We start from the raw sequence: 15024 nt of genomic DNA on the forward strand, positions 1-15024 counted from the left end.
TTGATATTCAATAGTTTCCAATGCAGCGAAACTCATTTTATTTTTCTTGGCAGCTTGACTAAGCTTTTGCTCATAGGCTACTGTTTTTCCCAATAATTCGCTTATTAAAATAGCTGAACCATAAAAAGGTTTTAACCTTTGTACTTGTTTAAACTTCTTTTCCTTAATGCGTAAAGTATCTAATACATAATGCTGAAAAGAATAGTACTCTTCGTCCGACATATAATTCCGTAAGGTAACTCCATTAGGGAAAATCATATTTCGAGCAATTTCCACCTGTTTTGCGAAAGGAATTTCCATATCAATTTCCAGTGCTAAGGTTTTACAACTATTGAACTTTTCTTTCATGATTTGATTGAAAAAATAATCCTTTTTGGGAATCATGTGAATTGTTCCAAAGAGATAGGATGGTTCTGAAAGACCATTTCCTGAAATTTCCCATAAAAGGGAGTTTTCTAAGGTTGATGCAGATTGAGCAATTTCATGCTGAGCCAATGCATTAGTAGAAATTACTATGCAAATGAAAAAAGACAAGAACGTTCTTATCATCTTATATTTATTATTCATAAGATTATGATATTGTTTTATTAAGCGCTTGACAAACTATCAAGACTTTATTTCTTCTCAAAGATATCACTTAATATTCCTTTCAAATGAGACGCTGACATTTCCATGGCTTTACCCATTTCAGATATCATTTTTAATTCAGAATCATCAATATGGCCATCGGCAGCTGCTACAGCCAGAGCACACTTTATAACAGTCTCTTTACCATGTTCATTTAATGATGGGCCTACATTCTTCAGATAGGTGGTTACATCTTTATTTTCTTTTTGAACCTGAACGATATAGTCTTCCAATTGTGGAGATGAAATATTATTTTGACTAAATTCATTAATAATCTCCAATACCTGTTCTTTCTCCTTTTCATCTATTACACCATCAGCCAGCATCATCAATATCATCGAATGTTTGATGGCTTTTTCATATTCTGCCATAAATGCCTCATTATTTGAGGGTGCATTTTCCAATACCCGTGGAATATAGGTTCCTTTGCATTGACCACATTCAACATACTCACCAACACGACCTAATGGTATGATGGGAATGAAATACAAGGTAAAAAAGTTAGTTACTTTTCTGTGACGATAAGGTGTACTTTGATCGCATTGTGGGCAGTTAAAATTTCCTGCTGACATCGTTGATTTAACACCTCTTGTTCCAAATATAATCATGATTATTTGTTTTTTTATTACTATTTATTGTGAGGAATTTACAGAATCAATTGCTTTATCTACCTTATTTTCATAAGCGGTTTTATCTGAAGCAATAATTACTATCAGCAAAATAAAATCAATAATAATTCCTCCTATTTGAGTAAATCCTGTAGCCATTCCAACAAAACTATTTTTAGCATCTGATGTTATTACAACATAAGTAAGTATACTAAAAACAAAACTTAAGACAAGTGCCAAATAAGCCAGATTAATGGAATGCTTTTTAGGAATAAGCAAAAACACCCCTCCTAAAACATAAAGCAGCGATAAAAATAAACCAATATAACCAAATCGGACAATCCATGTTTTTGTGAAATCTGAAATATAAAAGGCTTCCTCCATTGCTTCGCTCATACCCTCCATAATTCCAAACGGATCCATCTCAAGAGAATCAATCTCAGTAGAATCGCTACTGGCTCTCATCAAACTATCATCCGAAAATGAATCATCCTTGTCAGACATGATATTGAACATGTCATTTTGCATTTCAAACATGTTTGGTGAGTCAATACTTTTCAAATCGCCAATCATACTACATCCACCAAAAAACATCATCAGAATGCCAACTGCATATCCCCAACTTGGTACTTTCATAAGCTTATACTTTTAGTTAACGAATAATCTAGAAATGCTTATTCTGCAGCATTTGCAATTATGTCTTCTTCCTTTAACTGCCTAAAGGAAAACTTATACCCTTCATAAATGGCAATTCCGTAAAATAGCAAATCAATCGGGTTAAATGTTTCCTTTATTATTTGTGGCACTAAACTATAGTCCAAAAGTGAAAGTGTTTCGAAATACCCCAAGCCTTCAGTAGAAGCAATAAAACCAACTATGCTGAGGAAGTTTCCAAGCAAACAACCAATAATTGAAAATATGGCACCAATAATTCCAAATATTTTATCGATCCCTTTCCCGAAATACCTAACTGCATAACCTACAGCAAAGCCAACTGCAACAGCCATAAATCCAATTTGATATTCTGTAGTAACTGTAATAACTGCCCATAAAATGGCACTTAATACTGAAGCTATTAATGCAGCGATTACTCCAAAGCTTAAATCTTGTTCAAGCTTTAGTTTTTCCATGTATAAATTTAATTTGTCTTGATTTATGCTGAGTTCTTTATCAGCGGTTAGCTGTTTATCTTGATTTGTTATCGTTTTTTCAACTTGATTTTCCATGTTGTTTTTTGATTTTTGATTAAATTATGAACATCTCTTAAATAAGAAATCATACCGCCTGAACAAATATTTATTGAAGACACTGCTATACTGGGACTAAGAGACAAGAGCATATGATCAAATTATTTTATATAATTGTGATTGCAATTTATGGTAAAATAAAAAACTAAGCAAATACGTGGTATAGGAGGGAATATTATTTATATCTGATTGTTTAAAAAGAAGTCCAATTTCCTTTCCAATCATTTATAGTAAACTTAAAAGTGCTGTTATGCTTCTCATTGTATTTCTTAAGAAAATCATACAAAACTGCTACTTTTCCATCAAATCTGAATGTTGCATAATTGGCAAAATAATGATCATTTGGATGATGCCGAATTAGTTTATTGTATTCATCGATTGTAAAATATCCATAATATCCAGGTGCATAATCATTGACTCTCACCCCTATTTGCTCCAATGTATCATAAAGTGTAAATACAAATTGTTCAAAAGAATCTGATGGATATCGAATTTCTCCCCAATAAAAGTTCTTTTGTATGCGATAAACTTCATCACGATAAACCCTCATTTTATAATTGGTATCAAAAGAGACTGCATACTTGGAATCAGTCACTGTTAAAGTCCCTTTATTCACATTATTTTTAATTTGAATATCTATGTCATATACCCCAGTCGACAGATTTCCCACATTAATAAAGCAGCTGGCTTCTCCCGGTGAAGTCAAACAAAAATTCCAAAGAATGATTTTTTTCAATTTAATTTTAATACTCTTTTCATTTTGTTTAAAAGAATAGTCAATGCTATAATTACAACAAGGATAATAGTTGCTTGTATAAAATTTAAATAATAATGAATTTCCTGATTCTTCAATTAATTCCCAAAGATGCAATCGTATCTCTGAGTCAATTTCTTCCGTTTGAAATCCATCTTTTTCACATGCCAATAAAACAAAGCATAGAAATATACTTAGAATAATATTTATTGCTTTTGATTTCGTCAACATATCTTTTGATATCTTTTCAATCTGTAATCGTAAAATCTACATGATAATGGTCGTCATGCATTTTGTCGACATTGGGTTGTAAATATTGAGCGAAATATATTCCTCTGCGCTTAACCTCTTTGCCGGATGTTGTTTTATAGAAATCGTCTTTCAAATCAATTTTCAATATCACAATTTTGATAGCCAACCCATTAGCTTTTGCAGCATTATCCAGGGCAATAATGTGTTTGCCCATACTTTCAAAATCAATGGAAACGTTCTTTTTTCTCCCGAGATTTCCTCCCTCATCGAACTTTAATAAATAATGCCAAATACCTAATTTATCAAAACGCTTAATCTGACGGTCATTCCTCATTTTAGAAACCATGAAATCAGCACTTAATCCATGCTGATGAGTTCGGTGTATCATTATTTTACCACCCTTTTTCGAGGAACATTCCATGAGCTTGAATTTGGTGTCGGGACAAGTAGTTTCACAAGCTTCATAAGATTCAATAAGAGTGTAATATAGTTTTGAGTGAACAAATGCATTACCCAATACATAATAACTAAAGGGACTAAAATAACGCATATTACGTGTCTTATAATCAAGTTGATAAGCATTTTCCAAGCTTCCATTACCACTGCTGCCAGTTGATATACTTTGACCTGCATTTTGGTAATAGATGTTAGAAGAACAGCCAATAAATAGACCAACTGAAACTATCAAAAGCATTATTAATTTGAATTTGATTTTCTTGCTGATTAAAACAAAGTTCGCTCCCATAAATACCGTATTGTTCTTGTTCTTTTATAAACTAATTCTCCATTTATATAACCCTTGCTTGTTGGTGTTGATTCCAAAAGAATACAATTATTGTCATCATATAAAATTTCAAATATTTGTCTTTCCGGGCCGCTTCCTCCATAAACTACTTCAAACTTATTTCGACCTTTAAAAGTCAGTTTATCATCTGGAGTAATATAATCAATTCGATTTTTATTGATAACAATGATATATGTTGGATCCTCATGAATTTTAATTGTAGTTTCTTCCAGGTCGAATGTTGCAACTAATTCAAATTCGGCCCCTTTGCTGATTATTTCTTTTGCATGAATACCTTTAACAACAAATTTGGTTTTATCTTGTTTCATCAAAGGAATACAAGCATTATCGATTTGGCCTTGTGCATAAAGGGAATTGGCTATAAAAAGCATTAAATATATAAAAAGCAGCTTTTTCATCCTTCTTGAATTTGATAATTATACTAACGAAGAATTGTTGAACTTAGTCTGGATGTGGCCTGTTTTATTGTTTCCTATTAAAATACCTGATCATTAATAATGCACAAATAGCAACAATAGCAATTGCTGCTGCCCTGCCAGAATTCTTCTTATGCTCTTCATATTCAATTTGTTGCTTGCTTTTATAACTGAACGTGATTTCAGAATTATCATCTGAAATACGTGCAACGAGCATGTTATCTTCTATTTTATATGATATTTTTTTTGGAAACTCATTTTTCAGATTTTCCGAAACAAAGGCAAGCTCATCAAGTTTTGTAATTTTGAAAATAGTTGGTTGAGTATTTACATCTATGGCAATAAATGCCCACACCTCATCAAACTTCACTAAAGCCATATGTTCTTCAAAAACTGTATCATTGTTTACTAAACTAAAACCATATCCATTGTATTCAATGTCTGAAATTTTCACCCATTGTTCGTAATGCTGCTTTTCGTCTACACTATTGATAGTCTCCCAATCACCTAAAATCCAATCAAACTTATTCGTATCGCTAGTTTCAGAATCCAGAGTTTCTGCATGTGCATGAAACTGTAACAATAATATAAACGCTAATAGAAAAGAAAATTTGAATACAAAACATTCCGTTTTCATAGCCTATTTTATTTCAAAGGATTCAATAATTTCCTTAAAATCACACCAGGAGGGTTCTTTTTTAGAATCACTTCGTTGTCCGAATACCATCAAATATAGCAAACTATCATGGCTATTAATGAATCTTAATTCTGTACGCCAAAAGACTGTTTTTTCTTCATTATCAATTCCCAAATCATTGCGTGTTAAAAACACAACTTCATGGTTTTTAAACTTCATTTTTTCAAATCTCACATAATCGATCAAGGGATTTGGTTTGTCTCTGTAGCTACTTCCATAAAGCGTTTTGGGAAACACAGAAAGCATAAAACTATGATAAGCAGAATCTTCAAATTGATTGGAACTAATAATGAGTCCTTGAACTCCTTTTTTTTCCTCCCAATTTGCTGGATAGGAAATTTTAAAATATCGATGATCCTTTGTCATAAAAGAATCTGATAATGAAATATCAGAACAGGAATTAAATAAATTCTTTGCCTGCTTTTGTGGAATACAGGCAGATAATAAAAGAAGTAGTAATAGTAAAAATTTATTCATTTGATAAAAATGAAATACAAAATTTACATTTGATACACCAACGCATTGATATTCATACCTGCACCAACAGAAGCAAAAACCAATGTATCGCCTTTATTGATACTATGTAAATCCATTTTACCTTTCATGATAAGATCCAATAGAGTAGGTACAGTTGCAACAGATGAATTCCCTAACCATTCTATTGTCATGGGCATAATATTCTTAGGTAAATCAACCATATCATACAGACGGAACAGTCTTTTTAATATAGCATCATCCATTTTTCCATTTGCCTGATGAATCAGTACTTTGGTAATTTTACTAATATGAGTAGCACTTTTCTCTAAAACATCTTTAATGGCCTGAGGAACTTTTTCCAAAGCATATTGGTAAAGCTTTCTTCCATTCATCTTCAGAAAAATATCGTTTTTATTGTCCTCATTAACATTATACGACTTATCCATGTGCAGCATCTGCGAATATTCAAAAGTATCAGACCGTGTTTTATGCGCTAAAATTCCTATTGGGCTATCACTTTCTTTTGCCTCTAGTATGGTTGCACCAGCACCGTCAGCATATAACATACTATCTCTATCATGTGGATCGGAAACCCTGGATAGAATTTCAGAACCTATCACAAGAATTTTTTTTGCGTCACCGGATTTGATGAAATAATCAGCTTGAATTATACCTTGTAGCCAACCTGGGCAGCCAAAAGGCAAATCATAAGCAACACAATTGGGATTTTCAATAGCTAATTTATGCTTAACACGAGCTGCCAAACTAGGAACTATATCCGATTTTTTATTATCACTTTTAACATCACCAAAATTATGGGCAACAATGATATAATCTAACTCCTCTTTATTAATATTTGAAGAGCTAATAGCATCCAACGCAGCAAAATAAGCTATGTCGGATGTGACTAAATCGTCAGAAACATATCTTCTTTCAGCAATGGTTGTGATTTCCAGAAACTTATCAATAATCTCCTGATTTTTTTTCTCAATCTTTGTCCCATCAGTCTCATAAAACTCATTTCTCAGAAAATCTTCATTTTTTTTCACTACTGAGGGGATGTAGTTTCCTGTTCCTGTAATTACACTATATATATTATTACTCATATTTTCTATTACTTCTCTGATTTACCCTTCTTCCAATTTAAAACACCAACTGAGAGTACTAATTGGGCATTTAAAACAATCCGCAATTTAGTCAAAATATATAACAGCCTGTTAAATAATTACATAAAGATCAATATTCTCCTAGAAAAATTGCAGCCAATAATTCTAAGATCTGGGATGAAATTGAATGATAGTATCCTTTAAATAGCTGGAATCTAAATGTGTGTAAATTTCTGTAGTAGTAATGGACGAATGTCCAAGCATTTCTTGAACAGCTCGAAGATCTGCTCCCCGGTCAACCAATTCTGTTGCAAAAGAATGTCGGAGTGTATGTGGACTAATATTCTTTTTAATTCCTGCTTTTTCAGCTAAATCCTTGATGATATAAAAAATCATCACACGACTAAGTTGTCTTCCATTTCGATTCAAAAACACAAACTCTTCATGTCCTTTTTTAATATCCAAATGCAATCGGATTCCCGTTTCATAAAGTCGTATTTGTTCCTTGGCAATGCTTCCTATTGGCACAAGCCTTTCTTTATTTCCTTTGCCAATTACTTTGATGTAATCATGATCTAAAAATAAACCCGCTCTTTTGAGGTTTACCAATTCACTAACGCGTAAACCACAACTATAAAGCACCTCAACAATGCATCTGTTTCTTTGCCCTTCTCGACTTGAATGGTCGATAACCTCAATCATTTTATTGATTTCAGCATCACTCAAAACAACAGGTAACTTTCTCCCAATTTTGGGTAATTCTATTAAATCTACAGGATTTTCATCGATCACTTTTTCTTCCAACAGATAGGAGAAGAAATTCCGGATACCTGACATAATTCGCGCCTGTGTTCGTGCTGATAATCCAATTTCATTAATCCAAAGTATAAAGGACCGGAGTTTGTTTTTGTCCGTTTTTTCAATTTTGAAATCAGGGTATTGATCGTCCAGATAAACCAATAATTTCTTAAAATCCTCAAGATAGGCATCAACCGTATGTTGCGACAAGCCTTTCTCTAATTGCAAATAGGTTTTATAGCCATTGAAATAAGGGTTTATCATAAAAAGTGCTATGTAAACAAAAATGCCAGTTTAGTCTTCAACTTCGCCCAGACAAGCATCAGGTAAATAACTTTTCAATTACAAATTATCAATAAAATACTGAGCCATTTTCTTATCTAAATGACCACGATCAATTCCACGTACCGCATGTTTATGACCTGGGTACACATAATAATCAACTTGTACTCCTTTGTGATTTGCTTGCTCAATAAACTTCAGGGTATGCTGCCAAACTACAGTAACATCACTAGTACCATGAACCAATAATAGTTTTCCTTTCAAGTCTTCAATATAAGTAAGCACATTGGCTTTTTCATATCCTTTTGGATTTTCTTCGGGCGTGTCCATATAGCGTTCGCCATACATGATCTCATAATATTTCCAATCGATAACCGGTGCACCTGAAACGCCAACTTTGAATGTTTCTGGCTGACGACACATTAAACTGGCTGTCATAAATCCTCCATAGCTCCATCCATGAACACCAATTCGATCCATATCAACATAATTGAGCCCTCTTAAAAATTCAATTCCCTTCATTTGGTCATCAATTTCATGCTTACCCATGTTTCGGAAAATAACTTGTTCAAACTTCTGCCCTCGGTTTCCTGAACCACGATTATCCACAGTAAAAATCACAAACCCCTGATTTGCCATGTAATGCATCCATAAACTGGCACTGTTCAACCATGAATTATTAACCATTTGGGCATGAGGTCCACCATACACATACACAATAACAGGATACTTTTTAGAGGCATCAAAATCAGTTGGTTTAATTAATCGATAATATAAATCAGTACCATCTTCGGCTTTAATGCTTCCAACCTTTGTTTCTCCTGTTTTGTATTCTTTTAACGGATTCTCACCAATATATATTTTTTTGATAATCATGCCATTTGCATCAATTAATGCCACTTCATTTGGAATAACCTGACTGGAATAAATATCTATCATAAAGTTCTTAGAACTACTTGTTTCCAGCCTGTGAGTACCATCAGCAGTTGTTAATCTGACAATTTCCTGTGTTTCAAGATTGGTAGAATAGGCATGTTTTTGTAATGGAAATTCTTCATCAATAGCAATATATCTAATTTGCTTGCCATCAACACTAAAACCAAGAAAACTTAAAACATCTGCTTTTGAATCCGTAATTTGTTCAATAAGTTCTCCATCAATCGAATAATGGTATAACTGATTAAAACCATTTCTCCGGCTAAACCACAGAAATTCGTTTGGATTTTTTTCCAGGAAAATCATTGGATCTTGTGGTTCTACATATTTCAGATTTTTTTCCTCAAATAAGGTCTTTACAAATTCACCAGATTTTGCATTATACTGGTTCAGTTTCATGTGATTTTGTGCTCTGTTTAAAACGGCAATAAAAATAAATTGCTCATCAGGCGACCAGGCAATATTCGTCAGAAATTGTTCTTTTGGTTCACCTGTTTTTAAAAAGATGGTTTTCTTCTTATTCACATCAAAAACACCCAAAGTCACTTCTTCACTAGTAGTTCCTGCCATTGGGTATTTAACCATTTCTACAGTTGCCGGAGTTTTTGAAATATCCATTACAGGATAATCTCCTACTTTGGTTTCATCTTTACGATAGAAAGCAAGGTAGTTTCCTTTTGGTGACCAGAAAGTTCCCTTATGTATTCCAAATTCATTACGGTGAACTGTTTGCCCATTTACGATCCCTTTATCATCATCTTTAGTAATCTGGAAGGCCTCTTTTTTATTGAACGAAACAAATAAATTATTATCAACTGTAAAAGCAATATTGAATGAATTTGGTTCAACATCAGCATTTGCTGCATTTGCATTACAACAATTTGCGATGGTCACGCCTCCTTTCTTGATATCCAAAATCAAAATCTGGCCATCTTTCTGAAATTTCATTTCAGTAGGTGAATGCCATGAAAAATTTGGAATAGCGCGAAGGGAATCAAAACCTGCCTTGTAGAAAAATTTGTTAAAACCATCGATATTTAGAAGCATTTTATCAGCACCTTTGGCTTTGATACTGCCCTTATAAATCGCATCCAAACTTTTGTCCTTAACAGTTATTGTTTTCACATAAGTATAGGCATCTTCTCCTGTCACCCATTGCAATTGTCTCATTTCCTTATACTGACGTGCATATTCAGGATAAAGCAGATAACTTGTTCGCGAATTAACAACATCTAATGTTAGTTCCTTTTTTTGAGCAAATGAGGAAATTGAAATGAGGAAAAATAAACCTATTGTCAGGCTAAGTTTTAAATGTTTCATTATTAATTGTTTTTCTTGTTGATTTTGATATTCAAAGATAATGTTTTGATAAATCTTTCGTGTTCAGAAATTATAGTTACAGATAATAGATAGTATTAGCGATAACATGATTTTAGTATGCTTAAAACCTCGCTTAATCCTAGTGATTTATATTTGCCAATAGGTCCATTTTTGACAATATCCACTGCCATTTCATGAAATCTATCTTCTGTTATCCTTATTCCTAAATCGTATAAATTTGATGGAATATTCAATGAAATGAAAAATTCTTTCAAAGCCTGAATGCCAGCATTAGCCATCTCCATTTGGTCATTTCCTTCGCTGATATGGAATACGTTGGTAGCAAACGAATGGAATTTTTCCAGCGATGATTTATCCAAAACCTCAGCCATCCAGTGTGGAGTTAAAATAGCCAGCCCAATTCCGTGTGTCAGATCTGAGATAGCACTTATTTTATGTTCCATCACATGCGTAGCCCAATCGCCCTCTTTTCCGTATTGCAGCAATCCATTTAATGCCAAACTGCTTGCCCACATCAAATTCGCACGTGCCTCATAGTTATCAGGTTCCTTCATTGCTATTGGTCCATACTGAATACATGTTTTCAAAATAGCTTCCGTCATTCGGTCTTGCACAAAAGTTCCATCAACCTTACTAAAATATTGCTCCAAACAATGACTCATAATATCAGCTGTACCTGCAGCTGTTTGAACTGCAGAAACACTGTAGGTATAGGTCGGATCGAGAATAGAAAACCGTGGTTTTAATGTCGGATGAGCAAATGGAAGTTTCTCTTCAGTTGCTTCATTAGAAATTACTGTATTAGCATTCATTTCGGAACCAGTAGCAGAAAGTGTTAGAATAGAGCCAATAGCAATGACATTATTCACTTTTGCTCCTTTCACAAAAAAGTCCCAGGCATCTCCTGCATAGTTTACTCCTGCAGCAATAGCTTTTGCACAATCTATTACACTTCCACCTCCTACAGCTAAAATAAATTCGACTTCATTTTCTCTACAAAGTTTTACTCCTTCTCTGACACTTTCTATGCTTGGATTGGGCTTAATTCCACATAATTCAACAAACTCAATTTTATTGGATTTTAATTGGGAGACTACGTCATCATAAATTCCATTTTTTTTGATACTTCCTCCTCCATAGGCTAACAATATTTTCTTACCGTATTTGAGGATTTCTTTTCCAAGGACCTCTATTCTTCCTTGACCAAAATATATTTTAGTTGGGATATTAAAATCAAAATTCAACATGCTTATTCTCGTTTAAAGTGCTTTAAAAATCAATAATGAATCTACAAAAAATATATATTATAATCCTGTTGTTTGAATCTTGTAAACCGGAACTTTCAACACATCACACACATCTTCCGACTTTGTCGTTCATTTTCTCATTTTTGCAACTCGAAAAAACAAGACTATAACAAAGCCATTTGAAGCCATAAAATATCACAAACAATCAATTTTCAGCGGAAATACTTTTGAAGATGAAGGCTGAATGCTGGAAGAGCCCTATGAAGACCAACCCAGTCTGATCAGCGTCATTTAAAATAAAAACTGTTTGCTACAATTAGGATTTCTTAGTTAAGTCGGATACACGCAAATACCAAGAAATTGGTACGCAAACTGCACATCGCGATAACTATCAGGATAAGTAAGTGAATTATTGTATACCGATCTTACTGAACGTTAATGAGCACAAACGCAAAATTGAAAGTCTCGTGAAATGTAAATAAAAAAAACTAAGTTAGTCAGCTGCAAGATGTCCGAGGCCTATTTCGTTTAACCATTTTGAATTAAAGATTTTACTCAGATATTTAAAACCACTATCAGGTATAATAGTTACAATTTTAGCAGGAGCTTCCATTCTTTTTGCAACTTCTAAAGCAGCCCAAACATTACCTCCGGCTGAACCACCAACCATCAGGCCCTCCTCGCGGGCAAGACGTTGTACCATACTTATAGCATTTTCATCATTAAATGAGATCGCTTCATCCACTATGTCAAAATTCATTGCGTCAACAAGTACAGCCTTGCCGGCTCCCTCTACATAAAAAGGCTTTTTGTATGACAAATAATCTTCTTTACCATCAAAATAAGGTTTATAAACAGATCCTTCCGGATCTGCAAGAACAACTTTTATATTTGTGTCATTTTCTTTTAATCGTTTAGCAATCCCGGATATTGCTCCACCGGTTGATGCTGTAGCAATAAATGCATCGATCTTCCCGTTCATGTCATCCCAGATCTCCTTGCCGGTTGTCATATAATGAGCTTCAGGATTTAACTGGCTGTTATATTGGTCAATATGATAAAAATTAGCATCTTCTTTTGCTTTATTGGCAGCAGCACCTTCATATGATTCAGGAGCAGGTATAACAATAACTTCAGCACCATATGATCGAATTATTGCAACCTTTTCATCACTACATTTATCAGGAACAAAAAGAATTGATTTTAATCCCATGCTAGAAGCAATCATAGAAACAGAAGCTCCTGTATTACCTGAACTTCCCTCAACAAGGGTTGTATTATTATTAATTTTACCTGTTTCAATACCTTTTTGAATCATATATGCAATAATTCTGTCTTTATAACTTCCTGTAGGATTCATAAACTCGAGTTTTGCATATATCTCTACACCAGGTTTGGGATCAAGTGTTTTTAAATGCACCATTGGTGTGTTTCCGATCAGATTCAATACTTCTATTTTTGACATAACAATTCCTTATCCTTCCTTATTTTTTTAATATTTTATTGTGGCGCAAAAATAGAAAAAATATGATCATTCAATTTCTTTTTTTTGGTTCTGGAGGTTCCTATTAAAATAGTAATCATATCAACGAATTGTTTCTGAAAGCGGAAGCGATTATTATGATGCCATTCATTTATCGAATCTAGCTGTTAAGCTTGATCATTTTATAGCAGCAGGTGGAGCTAAAAACGTAGCACGTGGAAATGGAATGTTTCTCCTCATACAATAGTTCGAGCATTTGCCCAGACTTGTTGCCAAAGAAATAGTTAAAACAAAAGACAATGACTTGTCACAAGCAAATGCTAGCGCTATTCAAGGTTTCCAAAACTGATCATGAATCAAACAATAGTTCGAGCATTTGCTCGGACTTGCTGCCAAAGAAATAGTTAAAACAAAAAACGATGACTTGTCACAAGCAAATGCTCGCGACATTAAAGATCATAAACTCATCTACCTCAAACCTTCAGCTATTTTTAAAACTGATCCTGAATTTAAGGATGTGAAGAATAAGTTAAGAGAGTTATTTTAGGAATAACCTTAGCATCATTCTTCGTTTGATATTAGTATCTATTCCGATAATAATGGTTCATCTTTTACAATTGACTCAATAAAAATCGGTTTTGGTTTTGCTCCACCTCTATAGATAAGATTAAGTGGAAAAATATCCTGTAAAATCAGTACAGAGTCTTTTGGTAGCTCACATAAAGATTGTCCATATTTCAAAAGACTTTGTTCTTGAGCGACATCAAGATAAGCACTAACAATAATATTTAAGACCGTTCGAACACTATTTAAACTTGAATCTACTTCCCACCTAAAACTAATATTTGCCTTATTCGGTGCATCAGCCAAACTAGCTTGTCTCCCATAATTCAATACATTCCTTTTTATAAATGAACCTAATGAATCAAGTGAACAATACTCTCCTTCAACCAATAACTTATTTTCATTATTTAAACGTATTTCAAAAACATTTCGCAAACTAGTTTTAATTGAAACACTTTCTCCTCCTACCATAGAAAAAGGAATAAATATATAAATAGTAGTACTATCTTCAGCATGAATGTATTTGTGTTTGATTCTAAAACGTGTAAAACACCTTATTGTCGATCTTAAAGAATCAAAAAACGCCATTGATGAATTCGAATAATCGATCTCCAAAAGTCTAAACGAATCGGGTGTATTGATAAATAATTGCTCATTATCACATAAAACTGAAGCGGATTCATTAGAAACAGGCCTTTCAGTACATGATTGGATTAGCAAGAATAAGGTAATCAGATGAAGTGATTGAAAACATGCAGTTATTGTAGTTGATTTCATTCGATAAATTTACTAATTCCTGATCAGTATTAATAAGTCTTAATTCACCAACTTGCTAGTAAATAATTCGTGTGTTTCTTGAGTATTCCCAACACTGACAGAGTTTAGAACCCTGTCAGGATTAGAAATTTAAATCCTATTTATACTTTATCAGTTGTAATGTTTTTGTTGAGATAAAACCATGGATTACCAGATTATCATCCACTAACAAAACTGCATCAAAATCAACGCCTGCTTTAGCTTCTTTACATGACCTTTCATAAAGTTTATTCAGGAAATTATCGATATCATTCTTTCCCATTTTCATCTGACCCAAATTGGTGAAATTTTGCACATTTACCTCTTTTACAACATCATATTCCTTTGCTGGAATACACAGAAAAAACATATCTTTTGTACCACATTTCTTTTTGTATCCTTTGGTGCCGACCATACAAGCATTATAGCTAATAACCCCCTCATTAAATTGAAGTTGTTCAAAGTTGACGCAATAAAATTACTGTAAAAGCCAATAGATGCAATGCTTTCCAATGAGTTTTGTTTGTTTCAAAACGTACCAGAATTGCCTTGTAAGCATCCAACCAAGCATTTGTCCTTTCTATAACAA

At 33.4% G+C, this 15024-nt stretch carries 17 protein-coding genes; 1 reads left to right on the plus strand and 16 read right to left on the minus strand.

Annotated elements, in window-relative coordinates; genetic code table 11:
* The 14 genes from HOG71_00535 to HOG71_00600 all read right to left on the minus strand — a co-directional run.
* Positions 1 to 549: TraB/GumN family protein (locus HOG71_00535; GenBank protein ID MBT5989317.1), on the minus strand; the 549-nt coding region annotated here is incomplete at its 3' end.
* A 65-nt stretch (positions 550 to 614) separates the two neighbouring features.
* Positions 615 to 1235: a zinc-ribbon domain-containing protein gene (locus HOG71_00540; protein MBT5989318.1), complete on the minus strand. Its 621-nt coding sequence runs from the start codon at positions 1233 to 1235 to the stop codon at positions 615 to 617.
* Positions 1236 to 1259: 24 nt separating this feature from the next.
* Positions 1260 to 1871, minus strand: a complete 612-nt coding sequence (locus HOG71_00545; protein MBT5989319.1) for a hypothetical protein — start codon at positions 1869 to 1871, stop codon at positions 1260 to 1262.
* Positions 1872 to 1909: 38 nt separating this feature from the next.
* Positions 1910 to 2365, minus strand: a complete 456-nt coding sequence (locus HOG71_00550; protein MBT5989320.1) for a hypothetical protein — start codon at positions 2363 to 2365, stop codon at positions 1910 to 1912.
* Positions 2366 to 2675: 310 nt separating this feature from the next.
* Positions 2676 to 3467, minus strand: coding sequence for a hypothetical protein (locus HOG71_00555; GenBank protein MBT5989321.1), 792 nt, complete (start codon positions 3465 to 3467; stop codon positions 2676 to 2678).
* 16 nt (positions 3468 to 3483) lie between these two features.
* Positions 3484 to 4233, minus strand: a complete 750-nt coding sequence (locus HOG71_00560) for a hypothetical protein (protein MBT5989322.1) — start codon at positions 4231 to 4233, stop codon at positions 3484 to 3486.
* A complete protein-coding gene (locus HOG71_00565; GenBank protein MBT5989323.1) occupies positions 4212 to 4691 on the minus strand; it encodes a hypothetical protein in 480 nt (159 codons plus the stop codon). The genes HOG71_00560 and HOG71_00565 overlap by 22 nt, the downstream gene beginning before the upstream one ends.
* Before the next feature lie 64 nt (positions 4692 to 4755).
* A complete protein-coding gene (locus HOG71_00570; GenBank protein ID MBT5989324.1) occupies positions 4756 to 5346 on the minus strand; it encodes a hypothetical protein in 591 nt (196 codons plus the stop codon).
* Between the two features lie 3 nt (positions 5347 to 5349).
* Positions 5350 to 5883 carry a hypothetical protein gene (locus HOG71_00575; GenBank protein MBT5989325.1) on the minus strand — a complete coding sequence of 178 codons (534 nt, stop codon included), beginning with the start codon at positions 5881 to 5883 and terminating at the stop codon, positions 5350 to 5352.
* A 23-nt stretch (positions 5884 to 5906) separates the two neighbouring features.
* Positions 5907 to 6989, minus strand: a complete 1083-nt coding sequence (locus HOG71_00580; GenBank protein MBT5989326.1) for a ketoacyl-ACP synthase III — start codon at positions 6987 to 6989, stop codon at positions 5907 to 5909.
* 165 nt (positions 6990 to 7154) lie between these two features.
* Positions 7155 to 8051, minus strand: a complete 897-nt coding sequence (locus tag HOG71_00585) for a tyrosine recombinase XerD (protein MBT5989327.1) — start codon at positions 8049 to 8051, stop codon at positions 7155 to 7157.
* A gap of 78 nt (positions 8052 to 8129) precedes the next feature.
* Positions 8130 to 10325, minus strand: coding sequence for a prolyl oligopeptidase family serine peptidase (locus HOG71_00590; GenBank protein ID MBT5989328.1), 2196 nt, complete (start codon positions 10323 to 10325; stop codon positions 8130 to 8132).
* Between the two features lie 95 nt (positions 10326 to 10420).
* A complete protein-coding gene (locus HOG71_00595; GenBank protein ID MBT5989329.1) occupies positions 10421 to 11593 on the minus strand; it encodes an iron-containing alcohol dehydrogenase in 1173 nt (390 codons plus the stop codon).
* Between the two features lie 493 nt (positions 11594 to 12086).
* Positions 12087 to 13058: a cysteine synthase family protein gene (locus HOG71_00600; GenBank protein ID MBT5989330.1), complete on the minus strand. Its 972-nt coding sequence runs from the start codon at positions 13056 to 13058 to the stop codon at positions 12087 to 12089.
* 394 nt (positions 13059 to 13452) lie between these two features.
* Between HOG71_00600 and HOG71_00605 the strand changes: the two genes are divergently transcribed.
* Positions 13453 to 13623 carry a hypothetical protein gene (locus tag HOG71_00605; GenBank protein MBT5989331.1) on the plus strand — a complete coding sequence of 57 codons (171 nt, stop codon included), beginning with the start codon at positions 13453 to 13455 and terminating at the stop codon, positions 13621 to 13623.
* 38 nt (positions 13624 to 13661) lie between these two features.
* On the opposite strand, the gene HOG71_00610 is transcribed toward HOG71_00605, so the two are convergent.
* A complete protein-coding gene (locus tag HOG71_00610; GenBank protein ID MBT5989332.1) occupies positions 13662 to 14417 on the minus strand; it encodes a hypothetical protein in 756 nt (251 codons plus the stop codon).
* A gap of 136 nt (positions 14418 to 14553) precedes the next feature.
* The gene (locus HOG71_00615; protein MBT5989333.1) at positions 14554 to 14850 is read right to left on the minus strand and encodes a hypothetical protein; all 297 of its coding nucleotides are present in this window, start codon (positions 14848 to 14850) and stop codon (positions 14554 to 14556) included.
* Positions 14851 to 15024 lie beyond the last annotated feature (174 nt).

The sequence above is a fragment of the Bacteroidota bacterium genome, from assembly GCA_018698135.1.
Classification (GTDB): Bacteria; Bacteroidota; Bacteroidia; order CAILMK01; family JAAYUY01; genus JABINZ01.